Genomic DNA, 23,567 nt, shown 5'->3' with positions numbered 1-23,567 from the left:
TCGTACTCGATGCGCACGTGTTGACGTAGCCATGTCTATGTTGACGTAAACATTTGCGCGTTGTGGCCGAGTATAGGCAAGCCGTGTCGACCGAGACAAGGACGGATCGAGAAAAGGTCACGGCAGGCGGCATCCGGTCGATGGAGCCGAGGCACCCGTCAGTCGACGATCATCCCGGCCGTCAGGTTGGCCACGACGCCGGTCATGGACCGGGCGCGATCCGAGGCGGCGAACGCCAGGTACTCGGCGACCTCGTCCAGCAGCGGCAGCCTGTCGAGCAGGGTGTTCCCCGCCAATCCGGCCAGCCAGTCCGCGCGGGGCGTGCCGGTGAGCGCGGCGATGCGGCCGAACATCTCCCCCGTGTACGATGTGTCGACGGCATCCTGCAGAGCATTCGGACGCACGCACACCACGCGCACTCCCGCCGGCCCGAGCTCTCCGGCCAGCGCCCTCGAGAACCCCTCGAGTCCGGCGCTCTGGGCGGCGTTCCCGATCAGCCCGCGGCCGGTCAGGCGCGCTCCGGGGGTCGAGATCGTGAGGATCACGCCGCTCCCCTGCTGCGTCATGTGCCTCGCGGCCGCCTTCGCCGTGATGAAGTTGGTCCGCAGGTAGCCCGTGACCGGATGCAGGTAGTCGGCGAGGGACGTGTCGCCGATGGCGAGACCCTGCACGTGGTCGAAGCCGACGGCGTTGAACGCCACGTCGATGCCGCCGTGCGCCCGTGCGACCGCATCGACATGACCGTCGACGGCATCCTGGTCCATGGCGTCCACCACGGCGATCTGGATCGTACCCCCGTCGGCTCGGATCGAGGATGCCGCAGCCTCGAGACGCCGCAGGCTGCGCCCCGCGAGGAACAGCCGCGCACCCTCCCGCGCGAACACCCGCGCCGCAGCGGCACCGACCGATCCCCCACCGCCGTGGATCACAGCGACCTTGTCCTGCAGCAGCATGCTCGACTCCTTCACTCATTCACCCTTTTGGTTGAATGTACGCCGATGAGACGCCGGCGTCAACGGCCGAGGCTGGACAGCCGCGGCGCTCCTGTTCGAGGATGGAACGGTGCGCCGGCGCACGAGGTTCCGGCGACGACGGAAGGACGCATCCGTGGGCAGAATCATCTCGAACATGTTCATCACGCTCGACGGGGTCTACCAGGGTCCGGGCGGCCGCGACGAGGACACCTCGGACGGCTTCGCGTTCGGCGGCTGGCAGGCTCCGGTCTCCGACGACGAGGCCGGCGCAGCCATCGGCGCCGAGATCGAGCGCATCGATGCCCTGCTGCTCGGCCGGAAGACGTACGACATCTTCGCCGCGTACTGGCCGCACCAGAGCGACGACATCGGCGGCGTCCTGAACCGCGTCCCCAAGTACGTGGTCTCGAGCACCCTGACCGATCCCACCTGGGAGGGCACGACCGTGCTGCCGGATGCCGCAGCCGCCGGTCGACTTCGAGACGAGTACGACGAGGTGCACATGTTCGGAAGTGGCGCCCTCATCCGGTCGCTGCTCGCCGAGGACGTGCTCGATCGCCTGCACCTCTACCTGTATCCGCTCACCCTCGGGCAGGGCAAGCGCCTCTTCGATGACGGGACCATCCCGACGACCTTCCGTCTGGCCGAGCCGGCGCGCACGTTCCCGAAGGGCGGCGTCTCCCTCGTCTACGAACGCGCGGGCGAGGTCGAACTCGAGGACATGTAGGCCGGTCCGGTGGCGATCGAGGTGCGACCCGCCACGCGGTTCGCCGATGTGCAGACCATGGTCGGCCCCAAGCGGCCCGACGCGAACGTGTGCTGGTGCCTGAGCTACCGCATCCCCTCGAAGGAGAATCTCGCGCTCTCGGGCACGGCCCGCGGTGAGCGCGTGAAGGAGCTCTGCCGTGAGGACCCGCCGCCCGGTGTCATCGCCTACGACGGCGACGAGGTCGTCGGGTGGGCCGGCGTGCACCCCCGCGCGGACACGGGCTTCGCCACCAACCGCAGGATCCCGCATGTCGACGACCTCGACGTCTGGTCGGTGTGGTGCATCCGGGTACGCCCAGGGCACCGGGGGCAGGGCATCTCGCACACGCTGCTCGAGGGCGCCGTCGCGTTCGCGCGTGAGAACGGCGCCCCGGCCATCGAGGGCTACCCCGTCGACAACAAGGGCGAGAAGGTCGACCTCACGATGGCGTACGTCGGCACCCGGGCCCTCTTCCTGAAGGCCGGCTTCCGTAAGGCCGCAGACACCACGAGCGTGTTGAACGGCTTCCCGCGCATCCTCATGCGCCTCGACCTCAGGTGAGGTCGGGTGCCTCGACGGCCAGGCCCTCGAGCACCGGCAGGCTCGGCACGAAGTACGTCGACCCGGTGAGAGGAGTCGAGAAGTCGAGCAGGCGGTCGTAGGCGCCGGCCGGGAAGCCGACGAACATGCGCAGCAGCATCCGGTCGATCGTCTGCGGAGATCGGGCATAGCCCGTGAAGTAGGTGCCGAACTCGCCCGCTCCGGGCTGGCCGAACGGCATGTTGTCGCGGAGGATGCCGTGCTCGGTGCCGTCGGGATCGGTGATGGTCGCGAGGGTCTTGTGGGCGGACTGGGTGCCAGCCGGAGCGTCGTCGAGCTCGACGTTGTCGGCCTTGGTGCGGCCCATGATGGCCTCCTGCTGCTCGGACGAGAGAGCTCGCCAGGCGGCCATGTCGTGCACGTACCGCTGCACGGTGACGTAGCTGCCGCCGCGGTAGGGCGCGTCCTCATCCCCGACGATCACGTCGCCGACCAGCTCGGAGCCGACCGGGTTCGCCGTGCCGTCGACGAAACCGAGCAGGTCGCGCGCGTCGAAGTAGCGGAAGCCCGTCACCTCGTCGGCGACGTCGACGGCTCCGTCTAGGGCACTCAGCAGCAGCCGCTCGAACTCGAAGCAGAGATCGAAGCGATCGGCACGGATGTGGAAGAACAGGTCGCCGGGGGTGGAGACCGCGGTGTGCACCGGGCCGCCGATCGGGGTGAACGGACGCAGCTGGGCCGGCATCGGCTGCGAGGTCAGCAGGGGCCAGGCCGCTGCGCCGATGCCGACGACGCAGCTGAGGCGGGCGTCGAGGTCGCGGAAGCCCACGCTCTTCACGAGGTCCGAGACGCCGGTGACCGCGTCCCGCGCGATGTCGGCCGCTGCAGTCCCCTCTCGGATGGTGACGACGAGGAAGATCGCCGACCGGGTGAGCGGAGCCAGCACGCTCTGCGCCTCGATCGGAACGCGGTCGCCGGATGCGTCGGTCATGTCGCTCGGCTCAGTAGTCTTCTCGTCCTTCCCTGAGCAGGCGGAGTTCGTCCTCGGTGCCCTGCCAGGCGTAGAGCGCAGCCGTGAGCTGGGTGCCGAGCCAGGCGGCATCGAGGTCGCTCGCGTCGATCAGGGCCAACTGCTGCAGCCGTTCGGTCGCCGATCCGCTCAAGTCGTCCATCGCGTCGCCTTTCATCCAGGGGTCTGCGCGCGGCCGGATGCCGCCCTCGCGACCATCATGCTCATCCAAGCAGGTTCCGGTGGTGCGGGGAACGCCGACGGCGCTCCCTGTCGGGGATTTCACGCGGTCGTAACCGCACCGTCCAACGCGGCGGCATCGGCCGATCGGACGAGGTGATCGGGCCAGCCGGCCGATGCGCACGGCGACCGCCCGGCGGGAGCATCGAGCCATGACCGACACCATCGACCCCCTGGCCACCCGCCGACGACTGCGCCGACGCCCGGAGTGGCTCGTCCCTGCCGGTCTCATCGCCGTCAGCCTCGTCCCGATGCTGGCCGGTTCGATGAGGCTCACGCAACTCGCCACCGGGGCCGCCGTGACAGCCGAGAACGCCCGTTTCTTCGACTCGCCGGTTCCGGTGATCGTGCACATCGTGAGCTCGAGCGTGTTCCTCGTGCTCGGAGCACTGCAGTTCGCACCCTCGCTGCGACGACGCCCTTGGCATCGCCGAGCGGGTCGCATCGTCGCACCAGCCGGAGTGCTCTCGGCGCTGTCCGCACTCTGGATGACGCTCTTCTACTCGATGCCGGCCACGTACGGTCCGATCCTGTTCGTGATGCGCGTGGTGCTCGCCGTCGCGATGGCCGCGGCGATCGTCGCCGCGTTCCTCGCCATCCGCCGCGGGGATGTGCGCACGCACAGCGCCTGGATGACCCGCGCCTATGCCATCGGCCTCGGAGCCGGCACCCAGGTGTTCGTCTTCCTGCCGTGGACCCTGCTGCTCGGCGCTCCGGACCAGCTGACGTACTCGCTGCTGATGGGCGCCGGCTGGGCCGTCAATCTCATCGTGGCCGAGATCGTCATCCGTCGCCGCGCGAGGACGTCCCTCCCGCGAACCCGTACCTTCGGCCGATCCGCTGCCGCCGCGGCCCCTCTATCCTGAGGGCATGACGAGCCCCATCCGCGCGCTCTGGGAGGCGCCGGCGGCGTCCCCGGCCCCACCGCGGCGCGTCTGGCGCGACTGGGTTCTCGTCGCAGTGCTTCCGCCTCTCGCGTTCGTCGAGGCCGCCCTCCGTCCCGAGGTGCCGGGGCGCTGGCTCTGGGCTGCGCTGCTCGTCGTCCTCGTTCCGACGCTGCTGTGGCGTCGCACCCATCCGCTCGGGATACTGGTGACGGCCTTCGCGGCCGGAACGGCGATGAGCCTGGTGATGGGAGGCGAGCCCGAGCTCTTCACGACCGCCTACTTCCTCATCCTCGTCTACGCCGTGATGCGCTGGGGCACCGGCCGTGCTGCGCTCGCAGCCTCGGTGATCCTCGCGATCGGCATCCTGTCGCCCCTGCTGTTCGGCCCTCCGACGGTCGCCGACGTCATCGGTTCCCTCGCGGTGGTGGTCACGACGAGCACGCTCGGGGTGGCCTTCCGCCTGCGCGCGTCGGCACGCGACCGAGATCTGGAACGGATGCGATCGTTCGAGCGCGAGCAGCTCGCACGCGACCTGCACGACACCGTGGCGCACCACGTGTCGGCGATCGCGATCCAGGCGCAGGCCGGCATGGCCGTCGCCGCGAGTGATCCGGAGGCTGCGACAGCGGTTCTGCGGGTGATCGAGAGCGAGGCATCCCGCACCCTCGACGAGATGCGCTCGATGGTGCGCATCCTCCGCCGAGACGACGCGGTCGAGCTCGCACCCGTCGCCGGGTTGGGCGACCTGCCACGCCTGGCGCAGCTCGGTGGCGAGGGTCCGGATGTCGTCGTGACCCTCACCGGCTCCGTCGACGCCGTACCGCCGGCGATCAGCGCCGCCGGCTTCCGCATCGCCCAGGAGGCGGTGACGAACGCGCGGCGGCACGCCGTCGGAGCCACGCGCGTCGAGGTGAGCGTGCTGGTCGATGCCGCCGGCGTTCGACTCGACGTCCACGACGACGGCGAATCAACCGGCTCGCCCGTGCCGGGATACGGGATGGCCGGGATGGCCGAGCGCGCAGCCCTGGTCGGCGGATCCTGCCAGGCCGGCGCAGTCGCGGGCGGCGGCTGGACCGTGAGCGCCGTGCTCCCGCGGTCAGGCTGGTCGGCATGAGCGTGCGCGTTCTCATCGCCGACGACCAGGAGCTGGTGCGCACGGGGCTGCGCATGATCCTCGATGCGCAGCCCGGCATCGAGGTGATCGCCGAGGCATCCGACGGAGCAGAGGCCGTGGCACTTACTCACGAACTCGGACCCGACGTGTGTCTGATGGACATCCGGATGCCGGTTCTCGACGGAATCGCAGCGACCACCCTGCTCGCCGGACCGGGGGTGCCCGACCCGATCCCGGTCGTCGTGATCACGACCTTCGATCTCGACGAGTACGTCTACGCCGCGCTCCGGGCCGGCGCGCGCGGGTTCCTCCTCAAGAACGCCGGGGCCGCGCTCCTCGCCGAGGCCGTGCATGCCGCCGCCCGCGGAGACGCCCTCATCGACCCGAACGTCACGGTGCGCCTCATCGAGGCCTTCGCCCCGGCGGCACGGGCTGCGGCGGCTCAGCCGGCGAGCCCTCTCACCGACCGCGAACAGGACGTGCTCGCGGCAGTCGCTCGCGGACTCGGCAACACGGAGATCGGCAGCGAGCTCCACATCTCGCTCAGCACGGTCAAGACGCACATCGCGAGCCTCATGCTGAAGCTCGGCGTGCGCAATCGCGTCGAACTCGCGATCTGGGAGCACGAGCGCCGTCGGCGCTGACCCGTGAATCGCGGCCGCGTCAAGCCCACGGCCCGCCCGGCCTGCTGCACCTAGGCTGATCGGCGTGCTGAGCGGATTCCTGTCGGGCGTTGCCCTGTTGCTGCGCGGTTTCGGTGTCTGGCGCCGCAACCCGGGCGTGATGCTGCTCGGCCTCGTGCCGGCGTTCATCGTCTTCGTGCTCATCGTGGGCGCCCTCGTGGCGCTCGGATTCAGCCTGGCGCCGTTCATCGAGTGGGCGACCCCGTTCGCCGACTCGTGGACGGAGTCGTGGGCGGCGGCGCTGCGCCTCACGCTCGGCGCGATCACCCTCGGCGCCGCCGGGCTGCTGGCCGCCGTCACCTTCACCGCCCTCACACTCGCGATCGGCGACCCGTTCTACGAGCGCATCTGGCGTGCGGTCGAGCTCGACCTCGGCGGCGAGATCCCCGACCGCGGCGCCGGAGTCTGGCAGGCCGTACGCGACTCGAGCGCCCTCATCGCGCTCGGCGTCGTCTCCTCGCTCGTCGTCCTCGCCGTCGGGTTCATCCCCGTCGTCGGCGCCGTGGCAGCGCCCGTGCTCGGCGTCGTGCTCTCGGGTCGCCTGCTCGCCCGCGAGCTCACCTCGCGCGCCTTCGAGGCCCGCGGTCTCACTCCAGCCGAGCGCCGCGCCGTGCTCCGCCCGCACCGCGCCCGGATGCTCGGCTTCGGCGTCGCGACCCAGCTGCTGTTCCTCATCCCGCTCGGGGCCGTGTTCACCATGCCGGCGGCAGTGGCGGGGTCGACGATGCTGGCGCGCGCGGCGCTCGACGGTGCGCCGGCCCCTCAGCCCGCGCAGGCGGTGCTTCCACCGTCGCTGGCTTCCTGAATCCACCCGGAATAGGCCAGTCGATGGTGGTTGGCGTCCTGAGCGGTCTCTCGTGCCAAGCTGGCGTGGTGCATCGCTCCTCTGGCCCAGGCCCCCTCGGACGGATCGCTTCAGTGGTCGTCGCTGTCCTCTTCGGAGTGCTCGCCCCCATCGCACTGACGAGCTGCGCAGCATCAGCAGGCGCTGGAGCATCTGCTCTCGAGGGTGATGCCCAAGCCCGTCTGGTCGACGAGATCCGCACCCTGCCCGGGGTCTCCGGCGTTGAGGTCGAGGGCGGCCTCGACGGCGGCGCAGGCGATGATGCGACGACCGACGATGAGCCACGGTCGACAACAGTCATCGTCGCCTCAGACGCCGACCGCGATGACGTGCTGGATGCCGCAGAGCGCATCCCCGAGATCGCGATGGAAGTCGGATGGGGAGATCGCATCACCCTCGTCTCGGCGTCGGTCTCCAGCGTCGTCGACGACTACAGTCCGACGCGGCTCTGGTCGCTCGTCCTCTCCCCCATGGATGCCGAAGCACCGCCGGCACGCACCGCAGTCGACGGTCTCCTCGCGGCATCCGTCATCGAAGGCGTGACCGGGCTCACCGTGGTCGACGGATGGCCGTCGGCATCGTTCGCGAGCCTCGACGACATCGGCCCGGGCTACGACGCCCTGCGCCAGCTCCCCCTCTTCGAGGACGGTGGGTCGTACAGGGTGCTCAGCGAGCAGCCGTCGCTGCGGGTCACGGAGGTTCCGGGCCTCACATCTACGCTCCTCGTGCACGAGCTCATCGCGCTCGCTCTCGAGTATCCGGGCTCGGAGATCCTTCTCGAGGGTCCCGAATGGCCCAAGCTCTACATCGCCCATGTTCCCGGTGAGGATGCCGCAGCGATCCAGGCTCGACTCAGCCTCCCCGCCCTCGCGGACGGCTCGGATCCGGGCCTCGGAACTCTCTCGTTCCAGGTGACGTCGGTCGGCCCCGACGGATCGGGTTACCTCGACGGCGAGGTGGGTTCGGGAGTGTGAGCGCGTCCAGTTGCCACGAAGCGGGGGTGCTCCGACTGGAACACCCCCGCTTCGTGGCAACTCGATCCGGCCGGGCCGGCTGGAGCGGCTAGGCCGCCTGCGTCAGGCGAGCGGATGCCGTCACGACGATCGCGCCGTCGTGGGCGTCCACCTGCACGGCGCCGCCGTCGCCCACCGACCCCTCCACGAACAGGTCGGCGATGCGGTCGTCGACCTCCCGCTGGATGAGGCGGCGGAGCGGGCGCGCTCCGTACTCGGGCTCGTAGCCGTGCTCCGCGAGCCAGTCGATGGCGGCATCCGTCACCTCGATGGTCACCTCACGGGCGGCCAGTCGAGCTGATGTCGCACCCAGCAGAAGCGAGACGATCTCGCGCAGCTGCGGCTGGTCGAGCTTGCGGAACAGCACGATCTCGTCGATGCGGTTGAGGAACTCGGGCCGCATGGCCTCGCGCAGCTTGCCCATGACGCGGTTCTTCAGGTCCTGCTCGGAGCTGAAGCCCGACGCATCCGTTCCCCCGACGAAGCCGAGGGCGCCGGAGCGCGAGGCGAGGAACTCGCTTCCGATGTTCGAGGTCATGATGACCACGGTGTTGCGGAAGTCGATGCGCCTGCCCTGCCCGTCGGTGAGGTGACCGTCGTCGAGCACCTGCAGCAGCAGGTTGAACACGTCGGGGTGCGCCTTCTCGATCTCGTCGAACAGCACGATCGAGTACGGGTTGCGCCGCACGCGCTCGGTGAGCTGTCCGGCCTCGTCGTAGCCGACGTATCCGGGAGGGGCACCGACGAGACGCGACACCGTGTGGCGCTCGCCGAACTCGCTCATGTCGAAACGGATGACGGCACTCTCGTCGGCGAACAACGAGGTCGCCAGCGTCTTGGCCAGCTCGGTCTTGCCGACACCGGTCGGGCCGAGGAACAGGAAGCTGCCCACAGGACGGTTGGCGTCGCCCATGCCCGTGCGGTTGCGACGCACGGCCTTGGCGACGGCGGTCACGGCGTCGTCCTGGCCGATGACACGCGAGTGCAGCTCGGTCTCGAGCACGGCCAGGCGGTCGCGCTCCCCCTCGGTGAGGCGGTTCACCGGGATGCCGGTGGCCCGCGAGATGACGGCGGCGATCTCGGCCTCGTCGATGACGGTGTCAGCGGCGGTCGCCGACGCGCGGGCACCGGCGGTGACCTCGTCCAGCTTGCCCTGCACGCCTGAGATCTCGTCGCGGATCCGCGACGCCTCCTCGTAGTGCTCGGCACTCACGGCGGCGTTCTTCGACGCCTCGAGCTCGGCGAGCCGAGCCTGGAGGGCCGACACGTCGACCTTCACGCCGAGGCGCAGGCGCAGGCGCGCTCCGGCCTGGTCGATGAGGTCGATCGCCTTGTCGGGCAGAACCCGGTCGGTGAGGTAGCGCGCCGAGAGCTCGACGGACGCGCGCAGGGCGGCATCCGTGTAGCTCACAGCGTGGTGCTCCTCGTAGGCGGGCTTGAGTCCGTGCAGGATCAGCACGGCGTCCTCGATGGAGGGCTCGCCCACCCGCACGGGCTGGAAGCGGCGCTCGAGGGCCGGGTCCTTCTCGATGGTGCGGTACTCCTTGAGCGTGGTCGCACCGATGAGGTGCAGCTCGCCGCGGGCGAGGCGGGGCTTCAGGATGTTGCCCGCGTCCATGCCCTCGCCGGCTCCCCCGGCTCCGACCACGCTGTGCACCTCGTCGATGAACACGATGATCTCGGTCTTGTGGGCCGCGATCTCGTCCATCGTCTTGGTGAGGCGCTCCTCGAAGTCGCCGCGGTAGCGGGTGCCTGCGAGCATCGCGGGCAGGTCGAGCGAGATGACGCGCTTGTCGCGCAGCTGCTCGGGCACGCTGCCGTCGACGATCGCGCTGGCGAGACCCTCGACGATGGCGGTCTTGCCGACGCCGGCCTCGCCCACCAGCACCGGGTTGTTCTTGGTGCGGCGGCTGAGGATCTCGATGGCCTGCTCGATCTCGTCGGCGCGGCCGATCACGGGGTCGAGCTCGCCACCCTCGGCGAGCGCCGTGAGGTCGGTGCCGAACCTGTCGAGCATCGGGGTGTCGGATGCCGGTGACTCATCGTCTGCGGCATCCGTGCCCTCGAACCCGGTGTCGTCGCCGACGGTCTCGCGCATGCCCTGGGTGAGGGCTTCGGCCGTGACGCCGGCGTTAGCCAGCACCTGACCGGCCGGGGTGTCCTGGTTGAGCACGAGCGCGAAGAAGAGGTGCTCGGGCTCGATGTACGTCGACCCGGAGGCACGGGCCACCTGGTAGGCGTGGAACAGCGCGCGCTGGGCCGAGTTGGTGATGGTCGCAGCGTTGACGGATGCCTCTCCCGATGCACCCGGCAGCCGCTTCTCAGCGGCCGTGGCGATGGCGGCGGGGTCGACGCCGAGGCGCCTCACGGCGTCCTTCGCCGCGTCCTCCGCGATGATGATGCGCAGGATGTGCAGCGCATCGAGCTCGTTCTGGCCGCGCTCGAGCGCGAACCGGCCGGCCTGCTGCAGGATCTCCTGGGTACGCGCGGTCAGGAACCGGCTCAGGTCGATCGACCGGGGCGTGTTCGCGCGGGCGCGCTCGCCATCGAGATAGCGGGCCAGGAACTCGTCGAACGAGTTGCCGGCATCGCCGTTCTGGGGTGTGAAATCGTCGGGCACGGGACCTCCTGGATGAAACTTGAGTGCCTTGCACTCAACTTCAACGCGGAGGGGGCGCGGGTATTCCCGGTGTGCTCGATTCCATCGCAACACCCCGAACTCGCGTCGCGGACGCCGCGCCGCCACCTCCACCCCTAGGCTCACCCCATGCCCGCCGCCGCCATCGCCCTCTGCGTGATCCTCGCGGCTCTCGCGATCTTCCAGCTCGCCCTGATCCTCGGCGCCCCTCTCGGGCGCTTCGCCTGGGGCGGGCAACACCGGGTGCTCCCCGCGAAGCTGCGCATCGGCAGCGCCGTGGCCATCGTGATCTACGCGCTGATCGGGGCGCTCGCCCTCGATCGCGCATCCGTCATCGACGTCGTTCCCGACGTCGTGTCGACCGTCGGCATGTGGGTGGCGTTCGGGTACTTCGTGCTCGGCATCCCGCTCAACGCGATCTCGCGCAGCAGGCCCGAGCGCTTCACGATGACGCCGGTGGTGGTCGTGCTCGCCGTGCTCAGCCTTCTCGTCGCCCTGGGCTGACACCACGACGCCCGCCTTCCGCGAGGGGAGACGGGCGTCTAGATGACGGATGCCGCAGACGCGGGCACCCGGTCAGCTGAACTTGCGCTTGTAGATCGAGTTGGCCCACACGTAGGCGACGATGAGGATGCCGACGAGCCAGGCGAGGGCGATCCAGATGTCGCTGCCGACGGGCTGCCCGGCGAACAGGGCGCGCGTGGTGTCGACGATGCTGGTCACGGGCTGGTTCTCGGCGAACCAGGCGACGGGGCCGGGCATCGACTCCGTCGGCACGAACGCCGAACTGATGAACGGCAGGAAGATCAGCGGATAGCTGAACGCGCTCGCGCCGTCGACGGTCTTCGCCGAGAGCCCGGCGACCACGGCCAGCCAGGTCAGGGCGAGGGTGAACAACACCATGATGCCGGCGACGGCGAGCCAGGCGCCGAGATCGGCTCCGGTGCGGAATCCGAGGATCAACCCGACGCCGATCACGATCGCGATCGACACGAGGTTCGCGACCACCGAGGTGAGCACGTGCGCCCAGAGCACGCTCGACCGGGCGATCGGCATGGACTGGAAGCGCTCGAAGATCCCGCCCTGCAGGTCGAGGAAGAGTCTGTACGAGGTGTACGCGATTCCCGATGCGATGGTGATGAGCAGGATGCCGGGGAGCATGTAGTCGATGTACGACTCGTCGGACCCCGTGTCGATGGCACCGCCGAGCACGTACACGAACAGCAGCATCAGCGCGATCGGGGTGACCGCGGTGGTGATGATCGTGTCGGGGCTGCGGAGGATGTGCCGCAGCGAGCGCCCGGTGAGCACACCGGTGTCGCCGAGAACGTGGGTGGTCATCGCTTCTCTCCTTCTGTCTGTGCCGCCGCAGCGGCATCCGTGGGGCCGGTCACGCCGGTCAGGGCGAGGAAGACGTCCTCGAGGGAGGGCTGCTTCTCGACGTATTCGACCGTCGCTGCCGGGAGGAGGCGCTTGAGCTCGGCGAGGGTGCCGTTCTGGATGATGGTGCCCTCGTGCAGGATCGCGATGCGGTCGGCGAGGTGTTCGGCCTCGTCGAGGTACTGCGTGGTCAGCAGCACCGTGGTGCCCTGACCCGCGAGGGTCTTGACGGTCTGCCACACCTCCTTGCGCGCCTGGGGGTCGAGCCCCGTGGTCGGCTCGTCGAGGAAGATGATCGGCGGGTTGCCGATCAGGCTCATCGCGATGTCGAGCCTGCGCCGCATGCCGCCCGAGTAGGTGCCGGCGCGTCGGCTGCCGGCATCCGTCAGCGCGAAACGCGTGAGCAGCTCGTCGGCGATGCCTCCCGGATTCTTCAGGTGGCGGAGCCTCGCGACCAGCACGAGGTTCTCACGCCCGGTGAGCACCTCGTCGACGGCGGCGAACTGGCCGGTCAGGCTGATCGACTCGCGCACGTCACCGGCAGAGGCGACGACATCGAATCCGTGAACGGATGCCGCACCGGCGTCGGCCTTCAGCAGCGTCGACAGGATGCGCACCAGCGTTGTCTTGCCGGCACCGTTCGAGCCGAGCAGGGCGAAGATGCTGCCGGCGGCCACGTCGAAGTCGACGCCGCGCAGCACCTGCAGGTCCTTGAAGGACTTCTCGATGCCCTGCACCCTGATGGCGGGTGCAGTGGCTGTTGGTGTACTCACTTCCGGCCTCCTTCTGCGTCCTCGACCGCCTTGTTGAAGCGAGCACGCTCCTTGTCGATCCACTGCTTGCCGCTGTACGCCTGGGCGAAGGTCTCGGCGAACTCGGCCGGGTCATCGCCCACGATGTCGCGAACGGGGGTTCCGTCGACCGCAGCGCGCTCCCAGAGGTCGGCCAGGTCGGTGAACATCGTGATGAGGGTGTCGCCGTCGACGACGCCGCCTGCGTACATGAGGTAGCGATGCATCGCCTTGGCGGCGGTTCCGTACGGCTCGGGGAGGCCGTCGATGCGGGCCTTGTCCTGCTTGTACTGCTTCTTCTGCTCGAGCGAACCCGTGAGGGTCTCGATCCACTTCGCGGCCATGGTCATTCTCCTTCGTGCTGCGGGTTGTCTGTGTGGTGGTGGTGGTGGAGCTGTTCGATCCGTTCTGCAAGGAAGCTCCAGCTCTTCCAGAACTCCTCGAGGTACTCGCCGCCCTGTGCGTTCAGCGAGTACACCTTGCGTGGTGGACCCTTCTCCGACGGGACCTTCGTCACGTCGACGAGTCCTCGCTGCTCGATCCTGACCAGCAGCGCGTAGACGGTGCCCTCGACGATGTCGGAGAAGCCCTCGTCCCGCAGCTTCGCCGTGATCTCGTAGCCGTATGCGGGCTCGGAGGCGACGATCGCGAGCACGATGCCCTCGAGCGTGCCCTTGAGCATCTCGGTCATCTGTTGCTTGCCCATGGGACCCTCCTTCCAACTACTCTGCGGTGATGAGTACTAGTACTCAGTGATGTTGACTACCAGTACATAGTGACACCGAATACCGCCGAGTGCAAGAGGAAGTCTCCTCCGCGTTCGACGGCGCTCGAGAGGTCGGAAACAGACGAGTCCCGTGCGCGATCACGCGCACGGGACTCGAAGAAGAAGGCGTCAGGACGGTCCGGCGCCTCTCAGGCGTTGCGGCGCTTCACCCAGAACACCGCGAAGACCACCCAGGCCGCCGTCCAGATGACGGCCGCGATCACGCCGGAGACCGGATCGAGGTGGCCCGGATCCACGGTGACGCCGAAGAAGTTGGTGGATGCGTTGCCCGGGAAGGTCTGACTGAACAAGCCGAACGCATCGAGGGGTACGAGGCCGATGATGATCGGCACGATGAACAGGTAGCCGATGGCCGCACCGACGCTCGCGATGGTCGATCGGAAGACGAGGCCCACCGTCGCGCCGGTCACGCAGAGCACGGCGCCGTAGAAGGCGACGTCGCCGAGGACACGGAGCACTCCGGGATCACCGAACGACGCACCGCCTCCGTGCAGAGCGATCGACACAGCGAGCGCCAGGGCACCCGCCACCCCTCCGACGACGACACCGACGATCGCGGCCAGGAGCACCTTGGCCAGCACGAGAGGAGTGCGGCTCGGCACGGCGGCGAGGAAGACCGTGATCGCGTGGTTCTCGTAGTCCGCGGTCGAGATCATCGCTCCGATGACGATGAGCAGCAGACCGCAGACGACGTAGCCGTTCGCCATGGCAGCCAGCACGTTGGCCAGGGATGCGCCGGGGACGGCCGTGCTCCAGAACGCCACGAGGAGCAGGGTGCCGACGACGGCGGAGCCCGCCAGCCACCAGCTCGATCGCAGGGAGCGGAACTTGAGCCACTCCGAGGTGAAGACGCCGCCGAAGCTCACTCGGGTGCCGGATGCGGGAAGGGTGGTCGTGGTCATCGCTGGGCTCCGTTCCGGGTGGCATCGGAGGGCATGCCGCCCGCCACGTACTCCTGATCGTCCTTCGTGAGGGCGAGGAACGCGTCCTCGAGCGAGCCCTGCTGCGGCGTCAACTCGTGCAGTGGGATCGAGAGGGATGCCGCGAGCTCGCCGACCTGCGCTGCCGTGACGTTCGTGACGAGCAGCGCGCCGTCCGGTGCTGTCCGCGATGTCGCCCCGATGCCGGAGAGCGCTGCGGCGAGTCGGTCGGACTCCGGCGAGTGCACGAGCACGTCGGACTGGGTCGCCTGGGCGATGACCTCGGCCACCGGCCCCTGCGTGATGAGCCGGCCCCGGCCCATCACCACGAGATGGTCTGCGGTGAGCGCCATCTCGCTCATGAGGTGACTCGAGACGAGCACCGTTCGACCCTCGGCCGCGAGGTGCTTCATCAGTTCGCGCACCCAGTGCACGCCGTCGGGGTCGAGGCCGTTGACGGGCTCATCGAGCACCAGCGTCTGCGGGTCGCCGAGGAGGGCCGCGGCGATCCCGAGGCGCTGGCGCATGCCGAGCGAGTACGTCCCCACCCGTCGGCTCGCGGCCTCCGCCATTCCGGTCAGATCCAGCACTTCGTCGACGCGGGAACGACTGATTCCGTTCGTGGCAGCGAGCGCCTGCAGGTGCACGCGTCCCGCACGCCCGGGATGAAGCGCAGTCGGGTCGAGCAGGGCGCCGAGGTCCCGAAGGGGCGTGGTCGACAGCCTGAAGTCGCGGCCGTTCACCCGCACGGATCCCCGAACCGGTCGGTCGAGTCCGACGATCATCCGCATCGTGGTGGACTTTCCGGCGCCGTTCGGACCGAGCATTCCGGTGACTCCGCCGGGTTGGACCGTGAAGCTGAAATCGTCGACGACGGTCTTGTCGCCGAACACCTGGGTGAGTCCCTCGACTTCGATCATGCGATCCGCCCCACGTTCCGTACCTCCCCTTGGCGCGCGCCGGGCGACGGGAGCGCGGCGTCTCCATCGACGCTACAGCGTGGTTGCAGCAGCAGGCGCCCCCTCGTCATCGGCGCGGCATCCGCGTACCGTTGACACCGGCATCAGGGCCGAACGAGGAGGTTCACCATGGCCGAGCTTTCACCCATCACGCCGTGCCTGTGGTTCGACGACAGGGCACGGGAGGCGATGGAATACTACGTCGACGTGTTCCCCGACTCGCGCATCCGTTCGATCGAGGAGTATCCCGACGAGTCGCTCGACGAGCACTTCGCCGGCATGAAGGGCAAGGTGCTGAACGGCCAGTTCACCCTGAACGGCATGGACTTCGTCTGCCTCGACGGCGGCCCGGTCTTCTCCTTCACCGAGTCGATCTCCCTGGTGGTGCGCTGTGCCGATCAGGCCGAGATCGATCGCTTCTGGGCGAAGCTCTCCCACGTGCCGGAGTCGGAGCAGTGCGGCTGGTGCAAGGACCAGTTCGGCCTCAGCTGGCAGATCCTCCCGGCGAACATGGACGAACTCACCCGAACGCCGGCGCAGATCCAGGTGATGATGGGCCAGAAGAAGATCGTGATCGCCGAGCTCGAGAACGCCTGAGGCGACGGATGCGCACACCGCCGGGCGGCGTGACAGTGCGCATCCGTCCCTCGGCGTCCGTCTTCCGTGTCAGTCCGCCGTGTCGCTGGAGCCGAAGAACGCCCGGATGTCTCCCACGAGCTCGGCGGGCACCTCGAGTGCGGCGTAGTGACCGCCCTTCTCGAAGCGGCTCCAGTGCACGATGTTCGCGTTGTCGCGCTCGGCGAACACCCGGATGGTCTGGAAGTCGTCGGCGAAGACGGCGACTCCGGTGCGGGCTGTGTTGATCACGGTCTCCCCCGCCGCCCGGGCCTCCTCGAGGTGATAGCGCCCCTGCGTCGCCGACGTGTTCGTGAACCACTCCAGCGACACCTCGGTGAGGATCGCATCGAGCGGAACCAGCGAGGTGCCGTTGCCGAAGGAGTTGAACAATTCGCTCCAGGCGAGCTGACCCGCGGGTGAGTCCGAGAGCCCGACGGCGACGGTCTGCGGTCGCGAGGCGTTGATGGCGTTGTAGCCGCCGACGGACTGGAACCACTTCATGTGCTCGAGGCCCGCGTAGTCGCGCGGCTCCAGGCGCTCGAACTCGGTCGGGTCGCCCGAGGGGAAGGAGAACAGCTGCAGCACGTGCAGCCCCAGGAAGCCGTCAGGGTCGAGCAGTCCGAGTTCACGCCCGACGAGGGCACCGCCGTCGCTGCCGTGGATGCCGTAGGAGTCGTAGCCGAGACGCCGCATGAGGGTGTCCCAGGTGCGCGCCACGCGGGCCATGGTCCAGCCCCGGTCGACCACCGGCATGCTGAATCCGAAGCCCGGCATCGACGGCACGACGATGTCGAAGGCATCCGCGGCGTCACCTCCGAAGGCCACGGGGTCGACGAGCGGTTCGATCATGTCGAGGAAGTCGACGAATGAGCCCGGGTAGCTGTGGGCGAGGATGAGCGGCGTGGCTCCCGGATGCGGCGACGTGACGTGGAGGAAGTGGATCGTCTGCCCGTCGATGTCGGTCAGGAAGTGCGGGAACGCGTTCATGCGGTCCTCGACGGCGCGCCAGTCGAAGCCGGTGCGCCACCGCTCGATGGCGTCGCGCAGGTATGAGTTCGGCGTGCCGTAGTCCCAGTCGTCGCCGGGTACGGGCTCGGGAAGGCGGGTGCGCGCGAGGCGTTCCTGCAGGTCGTCGAGCTGCTCCTGGGAGATCTCGACTCGGAAGGGACGGATGTCGGTGGCGGTTTCGCTGTTCATGACCTCACGGTAGATTCCATATAGGAACGTTTGATTCCCAATGGATCGAGAGAATCACCTCATGCTCGACACCTCAGCCCGCCTGCTGGCCCTGCTCTCCCTGCTCCAGTCGCGCCCCGACTGGAGCGGCACCGAACTGGCCGCTCGCCTCGGCGTCTCGACCCGCACCATCCGCAACGACATCGAGCGACTGCGAGCACTCGACTACCCGGTCGACGCCACGCGCGGTGCTGCCGGCGGCTACCGCCTGGGCGCGGGAGGCAAGCTTCCGCCCCTGCTCCTCGACGACCAGGAGGCCATCGCCGTGGCCGTCGGGCTCCGCGCGGCTGTAGGGCTCGCCGGCGTCGAGGAATCGGGGGGACGCGCGCTCGCGAAGCTCGAGCAGGTGCTGCCGTCGCGGCTGCGCGCCACGGTCACAGCTCTCACCACGGTCATCGATCGGGCGCCGGAGAACAACGGGACCGACGCCCCCGACCCCGAGGTGGAGCCGACCGTCATCGCGGCCATCGCCGCCTCCGTGCGCGCCGTCGAGTGGTTCCGGTTCGACTATCGGGGAGACCCGGCGCTGGTCGAGCCCTACCGCCTGCTGTCGTGGGAGCGTCGCTGGTATCTCGTCGGGCGCGACCCCGACTCCGGTGAGTGGGGAACGTACCGAGCCGACTGGATCGCCCCGCGGATGCCGACCCGCAGACGGTTCGTTCCCGTCGGCGTTCCCGGGGGCGACCACACGCGATTCGCCATGCGCTCGATCGCGGCGAGCGGCTGGAAGGTGCACGCACGCCTGCGCATCGAGGCGTCGGCAGAGACCGTGCTCGCCCGCATCAACGCGGCGGTCGGGGTGGTCGAAGCGATCGATGAGACCCACTCCGTGCTGGTCACCGGCGCCGACAGCCTCGACACCATCGCCGCATACATCGGGATGCTCGGGATGGACTTCACCGTGGAGTCGCCGACGGAGCTCCTGCCGTACCTGGAGCGCACGGCCCAGCGCTATCTGCGGGCGATCGCCGGCTCGGCGGCGTCCTCGGCGGGCTGAGCACCGATCACGGCGTCGCGCTCCTCTCGCCTTCCCACTCGGGTCGCGGCACCGAGTCGATGAGCAGGCGCGTGTACGGATGCTGCGGAGCGTCGAGGATCTCCTCGGTGCGACCGCGCTCGACGATCGCACCCGTCTTCATGACGACGGTCTGCTCGCACACCCGGCGCACAACGGCGAGGTCGTGACTGATGAAGAGGACGGTGAGGCCGCGCTCGCGGCGGATGCGTTCGACGACCGCGAGCACCTGCGCCTGCACCGACACATCGAGGGCGCTCGTCGCCTCGTCCATCACGAGCACGTCGGGTTCGATCGCCAGCGCCCGCGCTATGGCCACCCGCTGGCGCTGTCCTCCCGACAGGGTGCGCGGCTGCGCCTGCGCATGCCTCTCCCCCAGCCCCACCTGGTCGAGGAGGGCGAGCACCCGGGCGCGGGCATCCGCCGTTCCTCGCGAGTCGTGCAGACGGAGGGCGTCCTCGATCGCGTGGCCGGCTGTGATCCGTGGGTCGAGCGACAGGTAGGGATCCTGGAAGACCATCTGGACGGACCGAGCATGGGCGAGCCGCTCAGCTCGAGTTCGGGCGGCCGTGCGCTCTCGATCGGCGATCCGGATGTCGCCGGCATCCGCTCGCTCGAGGCCCACGATCATGCGTGCGAGCGTCGACTTGCCCGATCCGGACTCTCCGACGACGCCGAGCGCCCCGCCGCGCGGGATCTCGAACGACGCCTCGACCACGGCCGCGACCGGCTCCTTGCCACGACGGTGGTACTCCTTCGAGAGCGAGCGCACCGAGAGCATGGCGTCGGCGGCAGGTGGGGCGAGCACGGCGGGTGGGGCGAGCGTGGCGGGTGCATCGCTGGGAGCGGCGACGACCCGCTCGCGCGGGCGCGACAGTGTGGGGGTCGCCGCCAGCAGGCGCTGGGTGTATTCGGCGTGCGGATGCAGGAACACCTCGCGCGCGTCACCCTGCTCGACGACCCTGCCGGCGCTGAGCACGACGACCCGATCGCAGATCGACGCGGCCAGGTTGAGGTCGTGGGTGATGAACAGCATGCCCATGCCGCGGGCGGCGCGCTGCTCGGCCAGCACAGCGATGATCCCGGCCTGGGTGGTCACGTCGAGCGCCGTCGTCGGTTCGTCGCAGATGAGCAGGTGCGGCGAGCTGGTCAGCGCGCCGGCGATCATGACGCGCTGCAGCATTCCGCCCGAGAGCTCGTGCGGGTACTGCCGCAGGTGCTCGGCGGGGCGCGGCAGCCCGACGGACTCGAGAAGGGAGAGCGCGGCGGCCTGTGCCTCGCCGTTCGGCATCCGCTGGCACAAGCGCAGCCCCTCGGTGAGGTGATCGCCGATGGTCCGCATCGGGTTGATGCCCGCTCGCGGGTCCTGGAAGATCATCGATGCCCTCGAGCGCCGCAGCTCGAGGACCTGGCCGGCAGTCGCGTCGAGCACCGAGAGGCCGTCGAGTCGCAGCGACCCTGTGGTGACGGCGCCGGACGGAAGGAGCCCGAGAACCGATCGAGCCGTCAGCGACTTGCCGGAGCCCGATTCGCCGACGAGGCCGACGGTCTCACCCGCCGCGACGGTGAGGCTCACGCCGTCGAGCAGGCGGGTGCCGTCGGGGAGATCGAGAGTGAGCTGGGAGATGTCGAGGAGTGTCATGCGCTGATCCCGCCTCCGATGCGGTCCGAGAGCTCTTCACCGATCACGTTGACCGCGACCACGACGAGCACGACGGCGACGGCGGGCACGATCGCCGGCAGCACGTAGCCGCCGATGAGTCCTGCCTGCGCCTCGTTGATCATTGCGCCCCAGTCGGCCGTGGGGGCCTGCACTCCCAGTCCGAGGAAGGACAGGGCTGCGAGCTCGGCGAGCACGTAGCCGAAGTTGAGGGTGGACTGCGCCCCGATGATCGGGGTCACGTTCGGCAGCACGCGACGCGACGCGATCCACGCGCCGCTGAAACCCTGCACCCTGTACGCGGCGACATACGGACGGGTGCGCTCAGCCGTGACGAGCGACCGGGTGAGCCGGGCGACGAAGGGCGCATAGGCGATGCTCATCGCGATGACAGGGGCGACCAGCCCCTTTCCGAACAGGGCCACGGCCATGATCGCGATGAGGAGCGATGGGAAGGCGAATACGACGTCGAAGATGCGTCCCAGCACGGCGTCCAGCCACCCGCCACGCCATCCGGCGACGAGTCCGAGGAGCACGCCGAGGATCGTCGAGGACACGACGACGAGCAGCGGGGCCAGGAGTGCGGTGCGCGCCCCGTACAGCATCCTGCTCAGCGTGTCGCGGCCGACGGAGTCGGTGCCGAGCCAGTGCAGCGTGCTCGGGCCGGCCTGGATGTTGAGCAGGTCGACCTGATCGGGGTCGTAGGGGGCGAGGAAGGGGGCGAACACCGCCCCGACGGTGAAGACCGCGAGCACGACGGCGCTCGCCAGGAACCAGGTGCTCGAGCGTGGCACCCGCGGCGCACGGAGGACGCGGATGGCGACGGTGGGGGTCATCGGGCACCAGCTCCTGCTGCGGATCGAGGGTCGACCCAGGGTTCGAGGACGTCGATGACGGCGTTCACCACGACGAAGGCCGTCACGACGAGCAACACGATCGCCTGCACCACGGGGAAGTCGAGGCGGTCCACCGACTGCACGAGCAGGGAGCCGATGCCGGACAACCCGAAGGCCGCCTCCACGATGGCGCTCGCCACGAGCAGCCCCGCGACGAGGACGCCGCTCACGGTCAGGATCGGGCCGATGGAGTTGCGGAGGACGTGACGCCGGATCACGGCGCTGCGCGTCAGGCCACGACTCGTCGCCACCTCGACGTGCTCCCGGCCGAGTTGGTCGACCATCGACGATCGGGTCACCTTGCTGACGAGCACGACGAACACGATCGCGAGGGCGATCGAGGGCAGCACGAGGTGGTACAGCGTGTCGACGAACCCGCCGTCGCCGGATCCGAAGGACGGGAACCACCCGAGCTGCACGGCGAAGACGGCGATGAGCACGATGGAGCCGACGAACGACGGAATCGCCCCGAGCACCGTGAGACCGATCAGCACGGCTCTGTCCATCAGCCGCCCGCGATTGACGGCGGCGACGATACCGGCGGCCAGGCCGATCACGGCGATCATCGTGCCCGCCATCACCACCAGGCCGAGCGTGATCGGCAGACGCTCGCCGATGACGACCGAGACGTCCTGTCGATACTGCAGCGAGCGCCCGAAGTCACCGTGGAGCACGCCGACGAGCCAGTTCAGGTACTGCTGCCACGGCGGGAGATCGAGCCCGTACTGGGCCGAGACCTGGGCGACGGCCTCGGCACTCGGCTTGCGCCCTCGCAACAGGAAGCTGACGGGATCGCCGGGTACCAGGAACCGCGAGAAGAACACCAGCATGGAGGCGAGCAGAAGGGTGAGCAGCAGTGCACCGAGTTTCCCCGCGACCCGACGAGCGGCGGTCATCCGGTGACCGCCCCTCCGCCGAAGGGGAGGCAGCGGCGCCGGCCGCTAGCGTGCGCCAATGGAGGCCGCCCAGGGAGCGTAGAGGAACGCGACCGAGGGCGCGACGCCGGTGATGCGCTTGCCGAGGAAGAGGGTCGTCGGCGCCTCGTAGAGCGGGAGCCACGGCAGTTGCTCGTTCGCGATCCTCTGCGCCTCCGCGGTCTTCTCGGAGCGAGCAGCCGGATCGTCGATCGCGATGGCCTCGGTGACCACGGCATCGAAGGCGGCGTCGCTCCACTCGCCGTAGTTGCTGAACTCACCGGTGCGCAGCACGGAGAACATCTCGAGTGGATCGGGGCTCGACAGGTACCACGACGTATAGAAGAGATCGACTCCCTCTCGAGCGCTCGGGTCCGAGAAGAGGGCCGTGTAGGCACTGGGGGTGACGGTCTCGATCGTCGCCTTCAGCCCGATCGACTTCGCCGCGGCTGCAGTCGCCTGGGCGTAGACGGCGAAATCGCTGCTGATGGGGGCGGTCACATAGGTGATCTCCTCACCCGTGGCCCCGGCCTCCTCGACCAGTTTCCTGGCCGCGTCGAGGTCGTACGGATACTCCTCGAGGCCGTCGAACGCCGCAGCGACGCTCTGATCGCTGGCACCCACCCAGACCGAAGACGTCGTCAACGCGTTCGTCGGCGTGCCGTAGCCCTTCAGGGCGGCGTCCACGATGCCCTGTCGGTCGAGCGCCATCAGCAGCGCCTGCCGCACCCGCAGGTCGCCGAGCGGCCCGTCGAGGTTCGACACGATCAGGCTCGAGACCGCGGTGTTGAGGCCGAACAGCATGTCGCCCTGGTCGGAGGACCGGAGCTGCGGCACGGCATCAGCGGGGATCATCCAGCCGCCGTCGACCTCACCCGACTTCAGCGCATTGCTGCGCGCATTCGGGTCGGCCATGAAGAGGAACGTGACCTCGCCTGATCTGGCCGCATTCTCGGCGTCCCAGTATCCGTCGTAGCGCTCCAGCGTGATGCTCTCACCCGACTTCCAGCCACCGAAGCTGAACGGGCCCGTGCAGTTCACGCCGCCCGTCGAGTTGCCGTAGTCGGCCCCCTTCTCGGCCAGGGTGGCGGCCGACTCGACGACACCCGCCGAACCGCCCATCGCGAGGTTGAACTGGGAGTCGGGAGTCGCCTCCGTCACGGTGACCTCGCTGTCGCCGGTCTGCTCGATCGACGTGACGTTCTGGTAGACCGAGAACCACGACGAGCCGACGGCCGGGTCGAGGTGACGACTCATCGACGCCACGACGTCGGCAGCGGTCATGGTCGTTCCATCGTGGAACGTCACGCCGTCGCGGATCTCGTAGACCCACGTCGTCGGCGTCGGATGCGAGAACGATTCCGCGAGCCCGGGCGACAACGTGTAATCCGGGTTCAATCGGAGAAGCGATTCGCACACATTGGCCAGCACCTGGTTGTCGGCGTAGTCGAAGGCGTAGGCGTAGTCGAGGGAGTACGGCTCGGCGTAGCTCGCCCAGGTGAACGAGTCGATGTCGCCCGATGGTGCATCCGTCTGCGCCGTGAGTTCCCACTCGGCGGGGTCGGTGCTCTGGGGCGACGGGGGCGTGCACCCACTGAGGGCGACGGCGGCGCTCAGGCCGACGGCTACTGCGACGGTCGCGGACGCGCGACTGCGTCGTCGCACGGCAGGGGTGGTCGATCGTGACATGGACATGCTCCT

25 protein-coding genes are annotated in these 23,567 nt (G+C 69.0%); 10 read left to right on the top strand and 15 right to left on the bottom strand.

Annotated elements, in window-relative coordinates; translation table 11 throughout:
• Positions 1–158: 158 nt before the first annotated feature.
• Positions 159–953, bottom strand: a complete 795-nt coding sequence (locus E4M00_RS12260; RefSeq protein ID WP_135120795.1) for an SDR family NAD(P)-dependent oxidoreductase — start codon at positions 951–953, stop codon at positions 159–161.
• A 154-nt stretch (positions 954–1,107) separates the two neighbouring features.
• Here E4M00_RS12260 and E4M00_RS12255 point away from each other — a divergent pair, with 154 nt between their 5' ends.
• Positions 1,108–1,701, top strand: a complete 594-nt coding sequence (locus E4M00_RS12255; RefSeq protein ID WP_135120794.1) for a dihydrofolate reductase family protein — start codon at positions 1,108–1,110, stop codon at positions 1,699–1,701.
• 9 nt (positions 1,702–1,710) lie between these two features.
• The gene (locus E4M00_RS12250; protein ID WP_135120793.1) at positions 1,711–2,283 is read left to right on the top strand and encodes a GNAT family N-acetyltransferase; all 573 of its coding nucleotides are present in this window, start codon (positions 1,711–1,713) and stop codon (positions 2,281–2,283) included.
• Here E4M00_RS12250 and E4M00_RS12245 read toward each other — a convergent pair.
• Both E4M00_RS12245 and E4M00_RS17855 read right to left on the bottom strand, forming a co-directional pair.
• Complete coding sequence (locus tag E4M00_RS12245; RefSeq protein WP_135120792.1) at positions 2,276–3,253, bottom strand: Dyp-type peroxidase; 978 nt, start codon at positions 3,251–3,253, stop codon at positions 2,276–2,278. The genes E4M00_RS12250 and E4M00_RS12245 overlap by 8 nt on opposite strands.
• A 10-nt stretch (positions 3,254–3,263) precedes the next feature.
• The gene (locus tag E4M00_RS17855; protein ID WP_167756883.1) at positions 3,264–3,434 is read right to left on the bottom strand and encodes a hypothetical protein; all 171 of its coding nucleotides are present in this window, start codon (positions 3,432–3,434) and stop codon (positions 3,264–3,266) included.
• Between the two features lie 229 nt (positions 3,435–3,663).
• On the opposite strand from E4M00_RS17855, the gene E4M00_RS12240 reads away from it, so the two are divergent.
• The 5 genes from E4M00_RS12240 (at position 3,664) to E4M00_RS12220 (ending at position 8,013) form a co-directional block, all read left to right on the top strand.
• Complete coding sequence (locus E4M00_RS12240; RefSeq protein WP_135120791.1) at positions 3,664–4,377, top strand: DUF2306 domain-containing protein; 714 nt, start codon at positions 3,664–3,666, stop codon at positions 4,375–4,377.
• A gap of 4 nt (positions 4,378–4,381) precedes the next feature.
• Entirely contained in the window at positions 4,382–5,512 is a 1,131-nt protein-coding gene (locus tag E4M00_RS12235; RefSeq protein ID WP_135120790.1) for a sensor histidine kinase, read from the top strand.
• Positions 5,509–6,156, top strand: coding sequence for a response regulator transcription factor (locus tag E4M00_RS12230; protein WP_135120789.1), 648 nt, complete (start codon positions 5,509–5,511; stop codon positions 6,154–6,156). Before E4M00_RS12235 ends, E4M00_RS12230 begins: the two co-directional genes overlap by 4 nt.
• A gap of 64 nt (positions 6,157–6,220) precedes the next feature.
• Positions 6,221–7,000 (top strand): EI24 domain-containing protein, encoded by a 780-nt coding sequence (locus E4M00_RS12225; protein ID WP_240037072.1) that lies wholly within the window; start codon positions 6,221–6,223, stop codon positions 6,998–7,000.
• Between the two features lie 113 nt (positions 7,001–7,113).
• Complete coding sequence (locus tag E4M00_RS12220) at positions 7,114–8,013, top strand: hypothetical protein (RefSeq protein WP_135120788.1); 900 nt, start codon at positions 7,114–7,116, stop codon at positions 8,011–8,013.
• An 88-nt stretch (positions 8,014–8,101) separates the two neighbouring features.
• On the opposite strand, the gene E4M00_RS12215 is transcribed toward E4M00_RS12220, so the two are convergent.
• Entirely contained in the window at positions 8,102–10,672 is a 2,571-nt protein-coding gene (locus E4M00_RS12215) for an ATP-dependent Clp protease ATP-binding subunit (protein ID WP_135120787.1), read from the bottom strand.
• Between the two features lie 147 nt (positions 10,673–10,819).
• On the opposite strand from E4M00_RS12215, the gene E4M00_RS12210 reads away from it, so the two are divergent.
• Entirely contained in the window at positions 10,820–11,194 is a 375-nt protein-coding gene (locus E4M00_RS12210) for a hypothetical protein (protein WP_135120786.1), read from the top strand.
• 72 nt (positions 11,195–11,266) lie between these two features.
• Here E4M00_RS12210 and E4M00_RS12205 read toward each other — a convergent pair whose 3' ends face one another.
• The 6 genes from E4M00_RS12205 to E4M00_RS12180 all read right to left on the bottom strand — a co-directional run bounded on the left by E4M00_RS12205 (position 11,267) and on the right by E4M00_RS12180 (position 15,488).
• Positions 11,267–12,031 (bottom strand): ABC transporter permease, encoded by a 765-nt coding sequence (locus E4M00_RS12205; RefSeq protein WP_135120785.1) that lies wholly within the window; start codon positions 12,029–12,031, stop codon positions 11,267–11,269.
• Positions 12,028–12,843: an ABC transporter ATP-binding protein gene (locus tag E4M00_RS12200; protein WP_135120784.1), complete on the bottom strand. Its 816-nt coding sequence runs from the start codon at positions 12,841–12,843 to the stop codon at positions 12,028–12,030. The genes E4M00_RS12205 and E4M00_RS12200 overlap by 4 nt, the downstream gene beginning before the upstream one ends.
• Positions 12,840–13,205, bottom strand: a complete 366-nt coding sequence (locus E4M00_RS12195) for a DUF1048 domain-containing protein (RefSeq protein ID WP_135120783.1) — start codon at positions 13,203–13,205, stop codon at positions 12,840–12,842. The genes E4M00_RS12200 and E4M00_RS12195 overlap by 4 nt, the downstream gene beginning before the upstream one ends.
• 2 nt (positions 13,206–13,207) lie before the next feature.
• Positions 13,208–13,567 (bottom strand): PadR family transcriptional regulator, encoded by a 360-nt coding sequence (locus E4M00_RS12190; protein WP_135120782.1) that lies wholly within the window; start codon positions 13,565–13,567, stop codon positions 13,208–13,210.
• 209 nt (positions 13,568–13,776) lie between these two features.
• On the bottom strand, positions 13,777–14,550 hold the full coding sequence (locus E4M00_RS12185; RefSeq protein ID WP_135120781.1) for an ABC transporter permease: 774 nt from the start codon (positions 14,548–14,550) through the stop codon (positions 13,777–13,779).
• On the bottom strand, positions 14,547–15,488 hold the full coding sequence (locus E4M00_RS12180) for an ABC transporter ATP-binding protein (RefSeq protein WP_135120780.1): 942 nt from the start codon (positions 15,486–15,488) through the stop codon (positions 14,547–14,549). The genes E4M00_RS12185 and E4M00_RS12180 overlap by 4 nt, the downstream gene beginning before the upstream one ends.
• 168 nt (positions 15,489–15,656) lie before the next feature.
• Here E4M00_RS12180 and E4M00_RS12175 point away from each other — a divergent pair, with 168 nt between their 5' ends.
• Positions 15,657–16,124 (top strand): VOC family protein, encoded by a 468-nt coding sequence (locus tag E4M00_RS12175; RefSeq protein WP_135120779.1) that lies wholly within the window; start codon positions 15,657–15,659, stop codon positions 16,122–16,124.
• 69 nt (positions 16,125–16,193) lie between these two features.
• Here E4M00_RS12175 and E4M00_RS12170 read toward each other — a convergent pair whose 3' ends face one another.
• Positions 16,194–17,342 carry an epoxide hydrolase family protein gene (locus E4M00_RS12170; RefSeq protein ID WP_135120778.1) on the bottom strand — a complete coding sequence of 383 codons (1,149 nt, stop codon included), beginning with the start codon at positions 17,340–17,342 and terminating at the stop codon, positions 16,194–16,196.
• Positions 17,343–17,403: 61 nt separating this feature from the next.
• Between E4M00_RS12170 and E4M00_RS12165 the strand changes: the two genes are divergently transcribed.
• Positions 17,404–18,378, top strand: a complete 975-nt coding sequence (locus E4M00_RS12165; RefSeq protein ID WP_135120777.1) for a helix-turn-helix transcriptional regulator — start codon at positions 17,404–17,406, stop codon at positions 18,376–18,378.
• Positions 18,379–18,385: 7 nt separating this feature from the next.
• Here the strand turns inward: E4M00_RS12165 and E4M00_RS12160 are convergent, their stop codons facing one another.
• Genes E4M00_RS12160 through E4M00_RS12145 form a run of 4 tightly spaced genes read right to left on the bottom strand, consistent with a single transcriptional unit; the run spans position 18,386 to position 23,555 of the window.
• Positions 18,386–20,038, bottom strand: a complete 1,653-nt coding sequence (locus tag E4M00_RS12160) for a dipeptide ABC transporter ATP-binding protein (protein ID WP_135120776.1) — start codon at positions 20,036–20,038, stop codon at positions 18,386–18,388.
• Positions 20,035–20,892 carry an ABC transporter permease gene (locus E4M00_RS12155; RefSeq protein ID WP_135120775.1) on the bottom strand — a complete coding sequence of 286 codons (858 nt, stop codon included), beginning with the start codon at positions 20,890–20,892 and terminating at the stop codon, positions 20,035–20,037. Before E4M00_RS12155 ends, E4M00_RS12160 begins: the two co-directional genes overlap by 4 nt.
• The gene (locus E4M00_RS12150; RefSeq protein WP_135120774.1) at positions 20,889–21,848 is read right to left on the bottom strand and encodes an ABC transporter permease; all 960 of its coding nucleotides are present in this window, start codon (positions 21,846–21,848) and stop codon (positions 20,889–20,891) included. Before E4M00_RS12150 ends, E4M00_RS12155 begins: the two co-directional genes overlap by 4 nt.
• Before the next feature lie 45 nt (positions 21,849–21,893).
• The gene (locus tag E4M00_RS12145; protein ID WP_135120773.1) at positions 21,894–23,555 is read right to left on the bottom strand and encodes an ABC transporter substrate-binding protein; all 1,662 of its coding nucleotides are present in this window, start codon (positions 23,553–23,555) and stop codon (positions 21,894–21,896) included.
• Between the last annotated feature and the right edge of the window lie 12 nt (positions 23,556–23,567).

The sequence above is a fragment of the Orlajensenia leifsoniae genome (assembly GCF_004570845.1).
GTDB classification, from domain to species: domain Bacteria; phylum Actinomycetota; class Actinomycetes; order Actinomycetales; family Microbacteriaceae; genus Orlajensenia; species Orlajensenia leifsoniae.
This window is presented reverse-complemented; position numbering and strand designations above follow the sequence as displayed.

Coding starts and splice junctions, on each gene's coding strand:
- E4M00_RS12170 (WP_135120778.1), bottom strand. CDS start 17,342: ATGAACAGCGAAACCGCCACCGACATCCGTCCCTTCCGAGTCGAGATC.
- E4M00_RS12160 (WP_135120776.1), bottom strand. CDS start 20,038: ATGACACTCCTCGACATCTCCCAGCTCACTCTCGATCTCCCCGACGGC.
- E4M00_RS12165 (WP_135120777.1), top strand. CDS start 17,404: ATGCTCGACACCTCAGCCCGCCTGCTGGCCCTGCTCTCCCTGCTCCAG.
- E4M00_RS12235 (WP_135120790.1), top strand. CDS start 4,382: ATGACGAGCCCCATCCGCGCGCTCTGGGAGGCGCCGGCGGCGTCCCCG.
- E4M00_RS12240 (WP_135120791.1), top strand. CDS start 3,664: ATGACCGACACCATCGACCCCCTGGCCACCCGCCGACGACTGCGCCGA.
- E4M00_RS12180 (WP_135120780.1), bottom strand. CDS start 15,488: ATGATCGAAGTCGAGGGACTCACCCAGGTGTTCGGCGACAAGACCGTC.
- E4M00_RS12195 (WP_135120783.1), bottom strand. CDS start 13,205: ATGGCCGCGAAGTGGATCGAGACCCTCACGGGTTCGCTCGAGCAGAAG.
- E4M00_RS12205 (WP_135120785.1), bottom strand. CDS start 12,031: ATGACCACCCACGTTCTCGGCGACACCGGTGTGCTCACCGGGCGCTCG.
- E4M00_RS12175 (WP_135120779.1), top strand. CDS start 15,657: ATGGCCGAGCTTTCACCCATCACGCCGTGCCTGTGGTTCGACGACAGG.
- E4M00_RS12260 (WP_135120795.1), bottom strand. CDS start 953: ATGCTGCTGCAGGACAAGGTCGCTGTGATCCACGGCGGTGGGGGATCG.
- E4M00_RS12190 (WP_135120782.1), bottom strand. CDS start 13,567: ATGGGCAAGCAACAGATGACCGAGATGCTCAAGGGCACGCTCGAGGGC.
- E4M00_RS12245 (WP_135120792.1), bottom strand. CDS start 3,253: ATGACCGACGCATCCGGCGACCGCGTTCCGATCGAGGCGCAGAGCGTG.
- E4M00_RS12210 (WP_135120786.1), top strand. CDS start 10,820: ATGCCCGCCGCCGCCATCGCCCTCTGCGTGATCCTCGCGGCTCTCGCG.
- E4M00_RS17855 (WP_167756883.1), bottom strand. CDS start 3,434: ATGGACGACTTGAGCGGATCGGCGACCGAACGGCTGCAGCAGTTGGCC.
- E4M00_RS12185 (WP_135120781.1), bottom strand. CDS start 14,550: ATGACCACGACCACCCTTCCCGCATCCGGCACCCGAGTGAGCTTCGGC.
- E4M00_RS12155 (WP_135120775.1), bottom strand. CDS start 20,892: ATGACCCCCACCGTCGCCATCCGCGTCCTCCGTGCGCCGCGGGTGCCA.
- E4M00_RS12150 (WP_135120774.1), bottom strand. CDS start 21,848: ATGACCGCCGCTCGTCGGGTCGCGGGGAAACTCGGTGCACTGCTGCTC.
- E4M00_RS12230 (WP_135120789.1), top strand. CDS start 5,509: ATGAGCGTGCGCGTTCTCATCGCCGACGACCAGGAGCTGGTGCGCACG.
- E4M00_RS12145 (WP_135120773.1), bottom strand. CDS start 23,555: ATGTCACGATCGACCACCCCTGCCGTGCGACGACGCAGTCGCGCGTCC.